The sequence below is a fragment of the Streptomyces yongxingensis genome (assembly GCF_055597465.1).
In genome coordinates, this window is the sequence record NZ_CM145717.1 from 11,042,667 (window position 1) to 11,058,888 (window position 16,222).

At 69.1% G+C, this 16,222-nt stretch carries 11 protein-coding genes and 3 pseudogenes; 7 read left to right on the plus strand and 7 right to left on the minus strand.

The features are described 5' to 3' along the window. Positions 1-17: 17 nt before the first annotated feature. Both ACZ6TD_RS46895 and ACZ6TD_RS46900 read left to right on the plus strand, forming a co-directional pair. Positions 18-2,361 (plus strand): annotated as a pseudogene (locus ACZ6TD_RS46895) (ATP-binding protein); the annotation flags it as partial. Beyond that, on the plus strand, positions 2,358-3,041 hold the full coding sequence (locus ACZ6TD_RS46900; RefSeq protein WP_471348250.1) for a response regulator: 684 nt from the start codon (positions 2,358-2,360) through the stop codon (positions 3,039-3,041). The pseudogene ACZ6TD_RS46895 and the gene ACZ6TD_RS46900, both read left to right, overlap by 4 nt. Before the next feature lie 15 nt (positions 3,042-3,056). Here the strand turns inward: ACZ6TD_RS46900 and ACZ6TD_RS46905 are convergent, their stop codons facing one another. The 3 genes from ACZ6TD_RS46905 to ACZ6TD_RS46915 form a co-directional block, all read right to left on the minus strand. After that, positions 3,057-3,842: an SDR family NAD(P)-dependent oxidoreductase gene (locus tag ACZ6TD_RS46905; RefSeq protein ID WP_471348252.1), complete on the minus strand. Its 786-nt coding sequence runs from the start codon at positions 3,840-3,842 to the stop codon at positions 3,057-3,059. A gap of 73 nt (positions 3,843-3,915) precedes the next feature. Further along, complete coding sequence (locus ACZ6TD_RS46910) at positions 3,916-4,458, minus strand: hypothetical protein (protein WP_471348254.1); 543 nt, start codon at positions 4,456-4,458, stop codon at positions 3,916-3,918. A gap of 93 nt (positions 4,459-4,551) precedes the next feature. After that, a complete protein-coding gene (locus ACZ6TD_RS46915; protein ID WP_471348255.1) occupies positions 4,552-6,540 on the minus strand; it encodes an APC family permease in 1,989 nt (662 codons plus the stop codon). Positions 6,541-6,694: 154 nt separating this feature from the next. Between ACZ6TD_RS46915 and ACZ6TD_RS46920 the strand changes: the two are divergent. Further along, positions 6,695-6,946: pseudogene (locus ACZ6TD_RS46920) on the plus strand (hypothetical protein); the annotation flags it as partial. 30 nt (positions 6,947-6,976) lie between these two features. Further along, positions 6,977-7,516 carry a universal stress protein gene (locus ACZ6TD_RS46925; RefSeq protein ID WP_471358671.1) on the plus strand — a complete coding sequence of 180 codons (540 nt, stop codon included), beginning with the start codon at positions 6,977-6,979 and terminating at the stop codon, positions 7,514-7,516. 632 nt (positions 7,517-8,148) lie between these two features. Here the strand turns inward: ACZ6TD_RS46925 and ACZ6TD_RS46930 are convergent. The 3 genes and pseudogenes from ACZ6TD_RS46930 to ACZ6TD_RS46940 all read right to left on the minus strand — a co-directional run. Continuing rightward, positions 8,149-8,894: pseudogene (locus tag ACZ6TD_RS46930) on the minus strand (SDR family oxidoreductase); the annotation flags it as partial. A gap of 392 nt (positions 8,895-9,286) precedes the next feature. Then, a complete protein-coding gene (locus ACZ6TD_RS46935; RefSeq protein WP_471348256.1) occupies positions 9,287-10,162 on the minus strand; it encodes an endonuclease/exonuclease/phosphatase family protein in 876 nt (291 codons plus the stop codon). A 19-nt stretch (positions 10,163-10,181) separates the two neighbouring features. Continuing rightward, positions 10,182-11,105 carry an SDR family oxidoreductase gene (locus tag ACZ6TD_RS46940; protein WP_471348258.1) on the minus strand — a complete coding sequence of 308 codons (924 nt, stop codon included), beginning with the start codon at positions 11,103-11,105 and terminating at the stop codon, positions 10,182-10,184. A gap of 419 nt (positions 11,106-11,524) precedes the next feature. Here ACZ6TD_RS46940 and ACZ6TD_RS46945 point away from each other — a divergent pair, with 419 nt between their 5' ends. After that, positions 11,525-12,355: a SigB/SigF/SigG family RNA polymerase sigma factor gene (locus tag ACZ6TD_RS46945; RefSeq protein WP_471348260.1), complete on the plus strand. Its 831-nt coding sequence runs from the start codon at positions 11,525-11,527 to the stop codon at positions 12,353-12,355. Between the two features lie 79 nt (positions 12,356-12,434). Further along, on the plus strand, positions 12,435-12,719 hold the full coding sequence (locus tag ACZ6TD_RS46950; RefSeq protein ID WP_471348262.1) for a DUF5133 domain-containing protein: 285 nt from the start codon (positions 12,435-12,437) through the stop codon (positions 12,717-12,719). A 653-nt stretch (positions 12,720-13,372) separates the two neighbouring features. Here ACZ6TD_RS46950 and ACZ6TD_RS46955 read toward each other — a convergent pair. After that, a complete protein-coding gene (locus tag ACZ6TD_RS46955; RefSeq protein ID WP_471348264.1) occupies positions 13,373-14,938 on the minus strand; it encodes an oxidoreductase in 1,566 nt (521 codons plus the stop codon). A 722-nt stretch (positions 14,939-15,660) separates the two neighbouring features. On the opposite strand from ACZ6TD_RS46955, the gene ACZ6TD_RS46960 reads away from it, so the two are divergent. Further along, a complete protein-coding gene (locus ACZ6TD_RS46960; protein WP_471348266.1) occupies positions 15,661-16,134 on the plus strand; it encodes a nuclear transport factor 2 family protein in 474 nt (157 codons plus the stop codon). Positions 16,135-16,222: the final 88 nt, after the last annotated feature.

Here is a 16,222-nt window from a genome sequence, read left to right on the forward strand (position 1 = left end):
ACTGGTCAGATGCCCGCCTGCTCGAGGGCCTGGAGACCGTCCCCCGGGCCGCACGCGAGTATCGCGGTACCACCTTCATGGAGATGGACCTCGACGCGGTCCTGGCCCGCTCACCCCGGGTGGCGCTCATCGACGAACTCGCCCACACCAACGTCCCAGGCGGGCGCCGCGCCAAGCGGTGGCAGGACATCGAGGAGCTGCTCAAGGCCGGAATCGACGTCATCACCACTGTCAACATCCAGCACCTCGAATCGCTCGACGACGTCGTGGAGAAGATCACCGGCGTGCCGGAGCGGGAGACCGTGCCGGACGAGGTCGTGCGCCGCGCCGATCAGATCGAGCTGGTCGACATGGCCGGTGAAGCGCTGCGCCGCCGTATGGCGCACGGAAATATCTACGCCCCTGAGAAGGCCGACGCCGCGCTGGCGAACTACTTCCGCCTGGGCAACCTCACCGCCCTGCGCGAGCTGGCGCTGCTGTGGGTCGCGGGGTGGGTGGACGAGGCCCTGCGGAAGTACCGCTTCGAGCATGGAATCGGTGGAGTGTGGGACACGCGGGAACGGGTGGTGGTGGCCCTTACCGGCGGGCCGGAGGGCGAGACGCTGATCCGGCGCGCCGCCCGGATCGTCGACCGATGGGCCGGCGGCGATCTGCTGGCCGTCCACATCGCCCGCAGCGACGGACTCACCGACGCCTCCCCGGCCGCGCTCACCCGACAGCGGCAGCTCGTGGAGTCCCTGGGCGGCAGCCTTCACTCCGTCGTCGGCGACCACGTCCCCACCGCCTTGCTGGACTTCGCCCGTGCCGAGCACGCCACCCAACTGGTCATAGGCACCAGCCGCCGTGGCCACCTGCTGCGCTTTCTCACCGGACGCGGTGTCGGAGAGACCACCGTCGAACTCTCCGGCGACATCGACGTCCGCATGGTGACCCATGAACGAGCCGGCCGCGGCCGCCTCCTGCCCGCCCGCAGGAGCGGTCTGTCCCGCGTCCGCAAGGTGGCCGGGCCGGTCGCCGGACTCGTTCTCCCACCGCTGCTGACCGTCGTCCTCGCCACGAACCGCGGTGGGCTCAACCTCACCAGCGAGGCACTGCTCTTCCTGCTCACGGTGGTCGGCGTCGCCTGCATCGGTGGCGTGGTCTCCGCGTTGCTTGCCTGATCACGGCGTCGCTGCTGCTCAACTACTACTTCATCGCGCCCATCGGCCAGTTCACCATCGGTAAGCCCAACAACGCGCTGGCCCTCGCCGCCTTCGCGGTGGTCGCCGTGACGGTCGCCACGATCGTCGACCGTTCCTTGCGACTGTCCCGCGGCGCGGCCAATGCCACCGCCGAAGCGGAGACGCTGTCGTCCCTCGCGGGGGATGCGCTGGGCGGGGCGCTCAAACCGTGCAAGGGCTCCTGGACCATACGCGGGAGGCGTTCGGTATGGATTCCGCCGAACTCACCACCCGCACCGGTCCGGACGGCGAAGCTGCGGCCGGGGAAGGCGTGCGGCCCGTCGCCGTGCCCGTCGGCCAGGAGGACCTCCTCGTCCTGCGTGGCCGTCACCTCGACGCCTCCGAACGCCGGGTGTTGACCGCCTTCGCGGGGCACGTGGCCGCCGCCCTGGAACGGGCCCGGCTGGCCGAGGCCGCCGCCGAGGTCGAGCCGGTCAAGGCCGCCGACCGGATGCGCACCGCCCTGCTCGCCGCCGTCAGCCACGATCTGCGCACCCCGATCGCCAGCGGCTGGGCCGCCATCAGCTCGCTGCGCAGCCGCGACGTGGACTTCTCCGAGGAGGACCGCGACGAACTGCTGGCCACCGCCGAGGAGTCGATGGCCAAGCTCAACCGACTGGTCGACAACTTGCTCGACATGAGCCGTCTCCAAGCTGGTGCCCTCAGCCTCCGCCTCCAGCCCACGGCCCTGTCCGAGGTCATCCCGCCGGCCCTGGACACCCTGCCCGACAGCCCCGTCGGCATCGTGACCCAGGGGCTGGCGGACGTCCCCGACGTGCTCGCCGACCCTCCGCTCCTGGAGCGCGTCATCGCGAACCTGGTCACCAATGCCGTACGGCACACACCCGAGGGCGAACAGGTACTGATCGGCGCCAGCGTCCTGGCCTCCCGGGTGGAACTCAGGATCGCCGACCGGGGTCCCGGTCTGCCCTCGGCCGACCGGGAAAGGATCTGCGAACCGTTCCAGCGGCTGGGGGACACCGACAACACCACCGGCCTCGGGCTCGGCCTGGCCCTTTCCCGTGGCCTGACCGAGGCCATGGACGGCCTCCTCATTCCCGAGGACACCCCCGGCGGTGGGCTGACCATGGTCGTGTCCCTGCCCGTCGCCCCGTCACTGGAAGCGAGGGCCGTGGCATGAGGAGCGTCCTGGTGGCCGAGGACGACCCGCAGCTCTTGCGGGCGCTGGACATGACCCTGCGAGGCCGGCACTACACGGTCCACACCGCACAGGACGGCGAGACCGCCCTGCGACTCGTTTCCCACCGTCTGCCGGACGCCCTCATCCTCGACCTCGGGCTGCCCGGCATGGCGGGTACGGACCTCATCCACGGCGTCCGGGCCTGGAGTCCGCTGCCCATCATCGCGCTGTCCGGGCATACCGACCCCGCCGACACGGTCAAGGTGCTGGACGCCGGTGCGGACGACTGCCTGACCAAACCGTTCGCCGTGGAGGAGCTGGCCGCCAGGCTGCGCGCGGCGCTGCGCCGCCCGCCGGTCCTTCAGCAACCGGATGCGGTGGACATCGCCTCCTGGCGGGTCGATCCCAGGGCGTATCTCATCGCGCCCAGGTCGGGAGAGGGCGAGGCACCGCATCTCACTCCCACGGAGTGGCGCGTCCTCGCCCTGCTGCTGCGCAACCCCGGCCGCCTGATCACCGGTCGCCGGCTGCTGCGCGACGTCTGGGGGCCGGGGTACGAGAGCCGGAGCAACTACCTGCGCATCTACCTCGCCGGCCTGCGCCGCAAGCTGGAGCCCGAACCGGCACGCCCACGCCACCTGATCACCGTTCCGGGGCTGGGGTACCGGTTCGAGCCATGACCACGGCCTTGCGCGTCAGGCGGCCTTGGCGACCAGCCGGTCGGCCACCTTGCACAGTCGGCGCGCCGTACGGTCCTCGGTCGCGATGGGCGCGGCCGGGGAGAGCGCCGTGCGGTCGTAATAGGCGCCGGGGACCACATCGGTGGCCGGATCACACAGCCGCACCACGCGCGCGGCACCCTCGGCGGCGGGGTCCCCCTCATGCGCGTACAGCGACAGCAGCGCCGTCTCGCAGATGCCCGGGTGCACACTGACCGCGGTGTACGGTGCCCTGCCGGAGGCGGCGGCGCGGGCGAAGATCGTCAGGGCGAGCTGCGACTGCGCGTACACCGCGTGCCGGGAGTAGCGGTGGGCCCGGCTCAGGTCGTTCCAGGCGATGGACGCGGTGCGGTGCATGGAGGAGGACACATTGACCACTCGGCTGCCCGGCCGGGCACGCAGGGGCCCGGTCAGCTCCCGGGTGAGCAGGTAGGCGGCCAGGAAGTTGATCTGGAAGGCCAATTCGTTGCCGTCGGGGGTGAGGGTGCGGCACTCCGGTGCGGCCACGGCCGCGTTGTTCACCAGCACATCGATCGCCGGGTGAGTCTCGGCCACCGACCGGGCCATCGCGCGGACGTCGGCGAGGTGCGAGAAGTCCGCTACGGCGAGATCGAGGCGTGTCCGATTGGCGCCCGCGTCGACCAGCCGCTCCACGGCCTGCCGCCCGGCATCGGCGTCGGGCGCGTGAACGAGGACGGTCCAGTCACGCTCGGCCAGGAGCCGGGCGGTCTCCCAGCCGATGCCCGAGCTGGCTCCGGTCACGAGGGCGGTCCGGGCGGAGGACGAGGGAAGAGAACGGGCCCCTGATGGCGTCCTGACACCCCTCTGACGCGGGTCACTCCAACCCCGACGCCTTGAGCACCGCGTGAGCCGTTTCCCCGTCGATGTGCTCGCCCAGCCGCCGCAGCGTCTCCTCCCCGTGCCGCAAGGTGCCGTGCGCGAGAGAGCGGCGGGCACCGGTCTCGAGCTCGTGCCACAGCAGGGGATCGGCGAGCAGGACCCGGGGGTCGAGCGCAACCGACCGGCCGTGGGTGTCCCTCAGAACGAGGCGGGTGGCGATCCTGCCGTCCTGCCGTACCGAGACGAGGGCGTCGGTGCGTACGCGGCGCATGCAGACCCATCCGTGCACCGTCAGCCATCCCTCGTCCGCGGTCACCCGCGGTGGCCGCAAGACGGCGAAGACGAGGATCGCGAGTAGGGACCAGAGATCGGCGCGCGGGATGGTGAGTCCCCCCGACCCCCAGTCGAGCAGAGTCGTCAGCGCGGCGAACGCCAGCGCGATGTACCCCGCGCCTCGTGCGTCCGCACGCCATCGGCGCTGGCCGACGGCGTGCCCGCGCGCCGGGCGTCTGGCGGATCGGCCGTTTCGCCGTTCCATGGCCTTCACGCTAGACGGACGGCTCCGCGGGCGACATCGGTCCTGACGTCCCTCTTACGTGGTCCATGCTCGTTGTTAACGGTTTGCCGAGGCTCAGCCGACGTGGACGTGGGGGCGGCGGGCGCGGTCGGGTTCGGCTTCGCGGAGGACTTCCCGGGTGACGGGGGCGACCTCTCCCTGGCCGAAGAGGAAGAACCGCAGGAACTGGGCGAAGGGGCTGCCCTCGGTCCACTCGAAGTAGATGTGCGGTCTGCACCCGGTCTCATCCCGTACGTGCAGCAGCAGGGCGGCCAGCGAGTTGGGGATGCTGGAGCCGTCGAGGGTCAGGACGCGGTAGCGGCCGTGCAGTACCTCGCCGTGGACCCGGACGGCCGTCTCGAAGTCGGAGGGGTCGCGCACCGTGACCTCGACGAAGACGAAGTCCTCTTCTTCGGGAATGTCATTGTCGGCCCGGATCTGGTGGATCTTGTCTCGGTATTCGGCCGGGTCGCGGTTGTCCGGCTCGTTGGCGATGAACCGTATGCGGCGGGTGGCGGTGTCCCGGATGAAGCGCTGGGCCATCTCGTCCAGTTCCATGTCCGTTACGCGCAGTTCGAAGGCGCGGGCGAGCCGGGACAGCAGGGACACCAGGATGATGCCCGCGATGAAGCACGCGCCGATCTTCACACCGTCGGGGCGTTCCACCACGTTCACCGCCGTGGTGTAGACGAAGACCACGGAGATCACGCCGAAGCCGATGGTCCAGCCCCGCTGCCGGGCGCGGCGGGCGGCGATGGTGACCGCGACGGCGGCGGAGGTCATCAGGACCAGCACCCCGGTGGCGTAGGCACCGCCCTGGGCATCCACGTCGGCGTCGAAGAGCCAGGTGACCAGGAAGCCGATCAGGGTGAAGACCAGCACCATGGGACGCACCGCGCGGGCCCAGTGCGGGGCCATGCCGTAGCGGGGCAGATAGCGCGGCATCAGGTTGAGCAGCCCGGCCATCGCCGAGGCGCCCGCGAACCACAGGATGCCGATGGTCGCGGCGTCGTAGACGCTGCCGAAGACCGACCCCAGATAGTGGTGCGCGAGATACGCCAGGGCTCGTCCATTGGCCTGGCCGCCGGCCTTGAACTCGTCCTGCGGGATGAGCACGGTGGTGATGAAGCTCGTGGTGATCAGGAAGACGCTCATGATCACGGCGGCGGTGGTGAGCAGCTTGCGAGTGTCCCGGATCCGCCCGGTGGGACGCTCCTCGGTGTCGCCGGGACCGCCGTCCACATGGGGCATGACGGCCACACCGGTCTCGAAACCGGACAGACCCAGTGCGAGTTTGGGGAACACCACCAGCGCCAATCCGGCCATGATCAACGGGTTGCTGTGCTCGGCGGTCAGCGCCTGCGACCAGTCGGTGACCACATGCGATGCGGTCGCCACATGCCACAGCCCGACGACCACGACGACCGCGTTCAGCGCCAGGTAGCCGCCCACGAGCACCACCGCCACACCGATGGCCTCCATGAAGCCCTTGAGGAAGACGGCGCCGAGCAGGGCGATCAGCCCCAGCGTGATGGCCACCTCATGGCCGTGCAGGACGCTGGTGAAGTGGGGGTTCTCCACCAGGTGGGTGGAGGCGTCGGCGGCCGAGAGAGTGATGGTGATCAGGAAGTCGGTGGCCGCGAACCCCAGCAGCGCCAGCACGAAGAGCTTGCCCTGCCAGAACGACAGCAGCCGCTCCAGCATCGCGATCGACCCCTCGCCATGCGGACTCTCCTTGGCCACCCGCCGGTATACCGGCAGCGCCCCGGCCAGGGTCACGGCCACCAGCACGATGGTGGCGATGGGAGACAGCAGCCCGGCGGCGAGGGCGGCGATACCGGGCTGGTAGCCGAGGGTGGAGAAGTAGTCCACGCCGGTGAGGCACATCACCCGCCACCACCGCTGCCCCTTGTGCCCCTCCGGGGGCTGGGCATGCGGCCCCGGCTGCTGCTTGGCCATATCGGACAGGCCCTCCAGCAACCAGGACCGGAGGCGCCCCGAAGCCCGGCGGCGGCCGTCCGCACTTTCCTGCGGATGGGTCGCCACATCGGGGGAGGTGGCCATCGTGCACTCCTGTCACATCGCGTAATCGAACACGCCGCCGAAGAAACGGCCTGATCAGGGTAAGCGGGGCGATCGGTGGATCAAGCGGCGGCATGCTTATCGCGGGTACCACGGGTGATGCGCCTGGATGCGTGAACAGAAAGATCGGCTCTGCATGCTACGGCTTTGCGCCAGGGGCCTCTCCAGGGTTGGGGCAGCGTGCTCCCACTGCCTCGGACAGCTGCCTGAACCAGTGCTCCGCTCATGCCTCCAGCAGATTGCGCCCGCATCGTGGATCTCCGGTCTGGACAAGCGCCGCGCCGACGCTGAGGGACGACCATGGAGAAGGAAGACAACGGCTGGGGCCCACGGCAACATCTACCCGCCCGAGAAGATTGACGCCGCGCTGTCGCACTACTTTCGCCCCGGCGACCTCTCCGCTCTCCGGGAGATCGCCTTGCTGTGGGCGGCCGACCGCGTCGAGGAAGCCATCCAGCGCTACCGGGAGCAGCAAGGCATTCAAGAGCCCTGGGCCACGCGGGAACGCGTCCTGGTCGCCGTGTCCGGCGGACCCGAAAGTGAAACGCTCATCCGCCGCGGCAAACGGACCGCCTCCCGTGGGGCAGGGGGCGAACTACTCGCCGTACACGTCCAACTCAGCGACGGCCTGGCCACCACCCCACCGCGAGTACTGGACCACCAGCGCTCCCTGGTGGAAAGCCTCGGCGGCAGCTACCACACCGTGGGGGCCGAAGACCCGGCTGAGGCCGTCCTGCAGTTCGCCCGGCAGGTCAACGCCACCCAGATCGTCATCGGCGCCAGCCGGCGCAACCGCCTCAAGAACCTGTTCAGCCGTGGTACAGGCGAGGCCATCATCGAAGGGTCCGGCGACGACATCGACGTCTACGTCGTCACCCACGAAGAAGCCGCACACGGCGGACTCCTGCGCCGCCACCGCGCACGCCCACCCCAGAGCTCCGACGGCGACACCCTTTGACCATGGAGCCGCGTCGGGGCGGCTGCCCCGCTTGCCACACTCGCGACGGCTCGCATCCGGCAAAGGGCCAGGTCAGACTGTGTGGCCGCGGAGATTCGGGCGTTGGCGGGAATGCACCTGGGGGGCGATCACACGTACCGGTTTCCAGCCTCACGGGCGGCGCCCGCGACCTGCTCCAGCCCCAGCCCCAGCGGCTCCAGGCGCAGGAGAGCCGTCGTACACCGACACACGGCTCAGCCGACGCTCACGCCCAGGGCGCCATTCGGCCGTCGAGCCGCCTGGCTGACGGACTTCGCGAGAGCGTCCGTTCCCATGTCCTCGCACAAGGCGCCCGCGGGTGCGTCACCGGCTTTCTTTGTGGTTATGGGGCTATGCACGGTGTGACGGAAGCGGTGACGGTGCGTCCTGTGTGTCGGGTGTTGGGACGATCTGGCTGTCGGCAACCGTGACCACCCGGTCCGCGTCGGGGTGATGTCAAGGGGCCGCAGGTTCAAATCCTGTCGTCCCGACGGTGTTATTGCAGGTCGGAGGCCGTTTCCGCCGGAAGGCGGGGGCGGCCTTTTCGGTTGGTGATCGTTGGGTGGTCGTAGATCGGTTCTGGGCACGCTTCCGGCGCTGATGCTGTTTCATGCCGCGGCGGTCGAGCCACCCACCCAGTGCTCGCGTCGTCTCGGGTGGTCGGCGGCGTAAAGGATCCCCTTCGCGGCGACTTCCGGCTGGTATATCGGCGGCATGGGCCGGGATGTCGCGGCAGGCGGGAGAGCACTCAGCTGAACTGGGGCGTGTTGACGCCGGGCAGGTGCACCATGGTGGCCCGCACCCGGCTGTGGTCGTGCAGGAGATCGCAGGGCAGGGATTCGTGGAAGCCCTGGATGGCGTGCTTGGCCGCGCAATAGGCGGCTTGCGGGGGAACGCCTCGATGAGCGAGGGCGGAGCCGACACCTGGACGATGGTGCCGCGGTCTCTGGGCACCATGCGGCGCAGGGCCGCCTGGGTCCCGTGGACGAATCCCCGGTACGTCACGCGCGTGACCCTCTCGAACTCCTCCGCCTCGATTTCCTGGACGGGGGCGAAGACCGTGGCGAAGGCCGCATTCACCCAGACGTCGATCGGCCCCAGTTCCTGTTCCACCCGGGTGGCCGCCGCCTCGACGGCCGCGGCGTCGGAGACGTCGACGCTGATGGGCAGCGGATGGCCACCGGCCGACCGCACCTCGTCCGCGGCCGTCCAGCCCGCGAGCACCGCGTGCCAGCAGGGCGACCGCAGTGCCCCGGGCGGCGAAGGCGTGAGCGGTCGCGCGGCCGATGCCGGCGCTGGCACCGGTCACGATGACGGTCTCACGCCCGTGACGTCGCGGCCGTTCGCCGGAGCCCTTCACCGCTGCTGCGTTCGGGTCCGAGCGCCAGGATCGCGACCGCCAGTCCGGTGATGAGATTTGGCGTTCAGCGCCGGGTAGGCGTGAGACGCGGGCCCAATCACAGGCGGCTGTGCCGGATTCGCCGAGCAGGCGCCGTACCTTCCACCGGTTGCCGTGCCACAGCCGGGTATTCGGGGCGCCGGGCGGAAAGAGGAGGTGCGCCGGATGGCCGGCTTGCCCCGCACTGACACGGTACCGGCCCCGCCATCGCGACCAGCGCGGCGTCCGTCGCCGTGGGGTATCGGAGCCACGCGGTCACCGTCACCGCATGCCGGGCCTGTGCTTCAGCAACCGCCGCGTTCATCGCGCCCCGGCCGCGGGAGAGGCCCCGACCAGCCATTGCGCGGTGGCGGCTATGACCCCCGACAGATCCACCCGGCGGGGCCCGACGGACGGCAGGGCAGGGTGAGGTCCGCGACCAGACCGAAGTGATCACTGCCCCAGACCCCGTTCACCGCTTCGGTGAAGAGTCGCTCGCACCGCGCGATGTGGAGGGTCGGCCCGTAGTCGTCGCAGCGGACCAGGATGTAGTCGATGCGCCGCCCTTCGTCTTCGGGCATGTCCCCGCGACGCACGAGGGGATTCACCGGGGAGAAGGTGTGGCCCGGGTCGCCCGGATGCGCCGCGTCCCAGGCGTCGCGGTAGCACACGCTCACGCCTTCCAAGGACTGGCGACCGGTCCAGAAACGGACGCTCGCGCTGTCGGGGGTGGCATCGAAATCCCCCATCGCCACGACGTGCCGCAGACGGTCACCGGCCATGCTCTCGGCCAGCCGCGCCGCCGCCACGGCCTGGGCTTCCCGCTCTCGCTCCTGCCTTCGGGGCCAGTTCGGCTTGTGGTGGACGATGAGCAACGGGCCGAAGGGGCGGGGCGCCCGTACCTCCGCGGTGACGACGCCGCACCACGGCATCGTCGGTGTTCGCCCGGCGCCGTCGAAGTCGTCCGCCCGTATCGAGCCGATCGGCCATCGGCTCGCCAGGGCGGCGCCCATTCCGTCGGCCGTCCAGCGAGGGTGTGATGCCAGATGCCAGCCTTCACCCAGCAGGTCGGCCACGGCACTCCGGTAGGGCTGGTCGTGGACCACTTCCTGCAAGGCGACGACATCGGGTCGACAGGCGAGGATTCCGCGTGCCAGAACGTCCCTGCGGCAGTCCCAGTCCGCGTAGCGCTTCTCCAGGACGTTCACCGTCAGCACCCGAATGGCGGGTGCGAGCACTTCACGACGCATGCGTTCAGGAGGGCGTCTCTTAGCGGGTGTCCACGATTCCGCCCGTTACGGCGATCACTTCGCCCACCGTGTAGCTCGAATCCGCGTCCGAAGCGAGGTATACGTACGCCGGTGCGATTTCCTCCGGCTGGGCGGGGCGGCCCAGGGGCGCTTCGCTGCCGAGATCGGCGAGACCTTCGCGTGGCATGTGATCGTCGGCGTTGTTGAGGGCGGTCCAAGTGGGGCCCGGTGCGACGATGTTGGCGCGGACACCCCGCTCCGCCAGATGGGGAGCGATGGATTTGGTAAAGGCGACCAGAGCCGCTTTGGACGCCGCGTAGTCGATCATCGTGGTGCTGCCCTTGAGAGCTTCCTCGGTGGCGGTGGCGATGACCGCATCGCCTTGCTCGAGGTGCGGTAGTACCGCCATGACCAGGTGGAAGTAGGCGTACACGTTGGTTTTGAAGGTGCGGTCCCAGTCTTCCGCGGTCAGTTGTTCCAGCTCCAGCTTGCTGTTCAGGTAAGCCGCGTTGTTGACCAGGATGTTCAGGCGGCCGAACCGTCGCACCGTCCGTTCGACGACCTCGCGGCAGAAGCCGGGGTCGCACAAGTCTCCGGGGAGAAGCAGACAGGTGCGGCCCTGTTCTTCCACGACGCGTTGCGTTTCCTCGGCGTCCGGCTGTTCGTAGGGGAGGTAGACGATGGCGACGTCGGCGCCTTCGCGTGCGTAGAGCAAGGCGACGGAACGGCCGATCCCGGAGTCACCACCGGTAATCAGGGCCACCTTGCCGGTCAGCTTGCCGGATGCCTTGTAGTTTTCGGCCTGGTAGCGAGGACGGGGGTCCATGTCCCGCTCAAGGCCGGGGGGCTCCTGTTTCAGCGCGCGGAACCGAGGTGCGGGCTCCGACACGACCTGAGGGGCGGTCTCGTGGACGGCGGTCTTCGTTGCGTCTCGTTCTGGCACGGCCATCCTCTTTCTGACGGTGCGGTTTCGGTGGCCGTGGCAGCCGGGCTGCCGCGCGGCCACGTTGTGGTGCCGAGGCTGGGCAGGCGGGTGCCCGGGGCAGGTGAGTACGAAACTGTCGGTGGAGGTACCTCAGCAGGTGGGGACGGCGAACGGGCCCAGACGACACGGAACCTCGGCCGCAGGGCCGCTCATCCAGCTCGCCTCCCAGCTCGTCCCTGGGCGCCGGCAGATGCGAGAGAAGTTGCCAAGCACTGGCACGCAACGGTTTGACATCATTGTGCGGGGCTAGAAGAGTCAGTGACCGAGGTGCTTCGGAAAGCAGGCACACCCGCGGGAGCCGCGCGTAACGCGCTGGGGCCCCAGATGTGCCGCGCTGGGCTTCCGTGCTGGTGGACATCAACGAGCAGGAAGCAGAGATGACACCGATGAACGCCGTACCCGCACGTGCCCGCCGCTCTCACGCCGACGCCCCTGACACTGCGGCCGACTTCGAACGGCTGGCTGTGGCCTCCGATGGGCCCGAGCGGGAAGTGTTGGTGGAGGAACTGGTGGCTGCCTGGCTGCCGATGGCTCACCGCCTCGCCCACCGCTACCGCAACCGTGGAGAGAATCTGGAGGACCTGGAGCAGGTCGCGGCGATGGGTCTGGTCAAGGCCGTCGACCGCTACGACGCGCAGCGCGGAAGCGCGTTTGAGCCGTATGCGATCCCCACGATCGTCGGGGAGCTCAGGCGGTACTTCCGTGACTGCGGCTGGGACCTGCACGTCCCCCGGGGCGTGCAGGAGCTGCGCAACAAGGTCCGCGCCACCATTCAGGAGATGGCCACCACCGAAGGCGCTGGCCGCTCCCCGACCGTGGCGCAGGTCGCCCAAGCCGCCGGCATGAACGAAGAGGACGTGCTCACCGGCATGGAAGCCCTCGGCAGTTACCGCTCCTTGTCCCTGGATGCCGAGATGACCGGTGCGGATGACGGCTACTCCCTGGCCGACACCCTCGGCCGACCCGAGGCCCGCTACGAGACGGTCATCGCCCGGGAGGCGGTCAAGCCCTGCCTGCACCGGCTTCCGGAACGGGAGCAGCACATCCTGTACCTGCGCTTCTTCCGCGACATGACCCAGTCCCACATCGCCCAGGAGCTGGGCATCTCCCAGATGCACGTCTCCCGCCTCATCTCCCGCAGCTGCCATGACATCCGCGAACAGATCGAGACCGAGCCGCGACCCCAGCCGACCCCGGCTGCCGCCTGACGCCCCACGCCTCACACCGGGCGCTCGTCAGCTCAGCGCCTACCGCCACCGCGCCACGAAGAGCGAAGAGGAGTCTGCCATGCTCATGGCCCACCCCGCGGTCCTCGCCGACCTCGTCCAGCAGTACGAGACCCTCCATGGCCTGCATGCCGAGAACGGCGGCCCGGAGGCACAACAGCGCCTGGATGATGTCTCCTACACGCTGTGCATCGCCACCGGTACCCGCGATGTCGACGCCGCTCTGATCGCCGCCCGCCACCAACTCCCGGGCGCTCGCACCGAAGACGACTCCCTCCTCACCCCGACACCTGAGAAACGCCACTGTGGACCCGACGACAGCCGGGCTTACAGCGCCCGAGCGTGAAAGCGAAACTGATGCCGGGCGCGGCGGAGGCAGCCGCTGTGCAGGACCGGCTGCTGTAGTGGTCGGACAAGGAATCGATAGCGCAACAGGCTCTCAGCTGTTCCTCCTGGATCTCATCTGTGTCGGCAACCCTCGCGAGGTGGCCGATGCCTGCGCCAGGACCCGGCGGGAGGCCCGTCAGAGGGAGCGCAAGGAGCAGCTGCGCCGTGTGGCCGAGCAGGAGAAGGCGACGCGGTCGCGTGGTATTCCGCTGCATACCCAGGCAGTCATGGGAATCTCCGCTTTGGCGTCCCTCTGATGCGTCTCTGCTTGTGATTGGTTCTTGTCGGATGTCGCCAATCGGTGCCGAGGTCCTCATCAGCCCTGGAGGGCTCGCAACGTGGGCAGGCTGAAGCCGCGGGCGATCCACCGCCGGGGCCCTCATTAGCCCTGGAGGGCTGGCAACGGGTCCAGCAGGTGACCTGGGAGAACGGACCGGAGCACGCCGCTCAGCCTCGGCGCAACTGGGGGGTAGTGGAGCGCGCGTTCGCCCACCTGCACTGGTTCCGCCGCCTTCGGATCCGCTGTGAGATACGTGACGACGTCCACGAAGGCTTCCTCATCCTTGGACGCGCACTCATCTGTTGGCGACGCCTCAGGCCAGCACTTGCCCGCTAGTTCTTCTGCAGGGTGCGGGTGACACCCGCGATGACGGCGGTTGTCAGCACCCAGCCGAGGGCGATCAGCAGGTAGGCCAGCCACTGGAGGCTGTTGCTCGACCAATACCAGGCCGTGCGCTGACCTAGACCCCCGATGGGGATCAAGAGGTCGAGTGTGTAGACGAGGGGCTGGAACGGGGCGCCTTCGCCTTGTTTGACCGGCTTGGGGGAGTCTGCGGAGAAGGACAGCGTGCCCAGAAGGATCAGTGCGAGGAGCCAAACTCCGGCCAGCCAGGGCCGGTAGCCGTAGCCGACGGTCACGTCGAGGAGGTGGCCCCATGCGCGGGCTGCCGGGGACAGGGCGCGGCGCCGGTGGCGCTGCTTGGCGAGGAGGACGCGGCGGGCGTCGTCGTCGTGCCCGGCCTTGCGGTACCAGGCCGCCAACTGCTCGTACGGTTGCGGGTTGTAGCCCGGGCTGCTGCGTATCCATGCCACGCGTCGGGCCACGGATTCCCGGTCACCCACGGCCTCGTGGCGCTCGTCGTTCGTGTCCGCCGTTTTGATGGAGCCGTAGACGAATCCGTCCAAATCGACCCTCTCGGGCCAGCTGTGCTCGTTCTCGTGAAGGTACGACACCTGAGCGCCCCGCAGGTCGAGGGTGCCGGACGGGGGCCGGGCGAGGGTGAGATCGAGGTCGACGGCTTGCAGGTGCATGGCGATCAGGGCCGGGGCGTTTCCGTCGTCGGTGGGCGGGCCGTTCAGGACGGCTCCGTCGCAGGTCACGTTGTCCGTGACCTGCGTGCCGCGCAGCCGAACCGTGCCGTTCGCGGTGAACCCTTGGGAGAACTTGAGCGACGAGGCCATGGCGTTGTCGAGGGTGAGGGCCACGCCGCGTGGACCGGGTCCTTCCAGCCGGGCGCCCTGCATGACCAGCGTGCCCGGCAACTTTGCCCCCATCAGCCGGACTTCCCCGTACGCGACGAACCCGTTCCGGCAGAAGACGCCCCCTTCCATGGCCAGACCACCGGCCGACAGGGCCCACCCGTCCGGTGCGATCAACTTGGCCCCGTTGAGGAGCAGTCCGCCGTTCACTCGAGCGTCGGTGAGCGACAGGGCGGTGCTCAAGCGGTTGAAGGGTGTGGGGGCGCGGCCCTCCACCACGGCGCGCCGCAGGGAAAAGTTGCCCTCAATGCGGGCCGAATCGGCCTCGATGCCGGGTATCCGACTGTCCGTGAACACGAGGGCCTGCGTCGACGCGCCGAGGAGATTCACGGCCTCCTCGAACCAGCATGCCTCCAGCCAGAGGGCATGGGCGATCTGCGCGCCGGCCAGGTCCAGGCATCCGGAGATCCGTGCCCCGGTGAGCCTCAGACGCGCCACCGCACCCAGTTGCCCGGTGTTCGCGCCCAGCAACAGCGCGGCGACCACCGCCGCCCGCACCGTCCGCTCGGGCCCCCACCGCCCGCCGTCGGCGACCCTGTCCTCCTCCGCGGTACCCGTACGCAGATCCACCCGCCGCCCCTCGGGGAACGCGTCCCACAGCTCACGCTCAGGTGAAGTCAACTCGTCGTAGGAAAGCACTCATGCAGAGTAGTGATCTTCCTTCGTGCTCGCCCGGCCCCATCGCACCCGGATCGGACGAAGTCCCTTTCTGTTAGGAGTTCTAAGTGGTCCGCTCCCGAAGTCCTTCGGGGGTTGACGCTGTGGAGCCGGGGCCGCCGGCCGCGGCTCCACGCTCAACGCCTTGAGATCGGTTATCTCGGGTGTCTGCGAAGCGTCGGGCAAGTCGGGAAGTAGGTGATTCCCAACTTGCCCGGCTCCAACGGGCCTTCAGACATGTTGGCCACGTCCGGCTGACGCCAACTTCCTCTCGCGCGAAAGGAAGTTGGGCGGTGTCAACGGCCATTGAGATGCCCAGGTGGGTGGCCGGACCTCATTTCGACCGGAACAAGGTCGCGCATCGGACTCCACGCGGCGGCCAGGTGGCCGGCGACGTACCGCATGCCGTCGGGGGGCTCGAGGGGCATCGCCATCGCGGTGGCAATGAGTTGGACCTTGGTCGGGCTGCTGCGGAAAGCGCGGTGAGAAGCAGGCCAGGAGCGGTGCTTCGCCTGCGAGGTGAGCGTCGCCGGTGTCATACGAGCGCAGTCCTGACCGTGAGTGGCACCGCACGCATGCCCAAGGTTTGAGTTTTGCGACTACCCGTCGTAATCTATGCGACAGGTAGTCGCATAAAGGTGCGCAGCTCCGGCCGTCGCCGCAGCGAACAGGCGCCGCCACAGCGAATAAGAAGGGGTTCCCCCATGAACGCGCTCAGTGATCGCGCTGATCTCCTCGAACTGATAGGCCGGTACGCCGACATCGCGGACCTGAAGGAGTTCACCGAGCTGCCCGGCCTCGTCCTGGCCGACCCGGTCACGGTCGACTTCGAGTCGGTCGCCGGTATTCCGCCCATGACCGTGCCGCTCGGCGACTACGTCGAGGCTCTCCGCGGCGCTTTTGCACCATTCATCGCAACGCACCACGCCATCACCGGTCACGTGATCGACATCGATGGCGACCGCGCGACCGTCCACGCGCACGTCCGCGCCGAACACTGGGTCCCGGAGGAGCTGGCCGACGGCGGACCCGACCGCTGGCTGGTGGTCGGCTTCTACGACAACGAGGCGGTTCGCACGGCGGACGGCTGGCGCCTCAGCCACGTAAGGCTCACCGCGAGCCACCAGGAGAACCCGCATCTGGCGGGTGCCGCCCTGGCCGCTGGGCAGGACGGCTAGCGACGAAGGCCGAAGTTGATCCACGCGCTTCTTGAGATACAGCGCACGACACGCGCCCCGCACGGCCGCTGTGCAGGGCGGGGAGACA

Bases quoted from the DNA above. Each gene is read 5' to 3' on its own strand.
- ACZ6TD_RS46900 (WP_471348250.1), top strand. From the start codon at position 2,358: ATGAGGAGCGTCCTGGTGGCCGAGGACGACCCGCAGCTCTTGCGGGCG.
- ACZ6TD_RS46910 (WP_471348254.1), bottom strand. From the start codon at position 4,458: ATGGAACGGCGAAACGGCCGATCCGCCAGACGCCCGGCGCGCGGGCAC.
- ACZ6TD_RS46915 (WP_471348255.1), bottom strand. From the start codon at position 6,540: ATGGCCACCTCCCCCGATGTGGCGACCCATCCGCAGGAAAGTGCGGAC.
- ACZ6TD_RS46935 (WP_471348256.1), bottom strand. From the start codon at position 10,162: ATGCGTCGTGAAGTGCTCGCACCCGCCATTCGGGTGCTGACGGTGAAC.
- ACZ6TD_RS46945 (WP_471348260.1), top strand. From the start codon at position 11,525: ATGACACCGATGAACGCCGTACCCGCACGTGCCCGCCGCTCTCACGCC.
- ACZ6TD_RS46950 (WP_471348262.1), top strand. From the start codon at position 12,435: ATGCTCATGGCCCACCCCGCGGTCCTCGCCGACCTCGTCCAGCAGTAC.
- ACZ6TD_RS46960 (WP_471348266.1), top strand. From the start codon at position 15,661: ATGAACGCGCTCAGTGATCGCGCTGATCTCCTCGAACTGATAGGCCGG.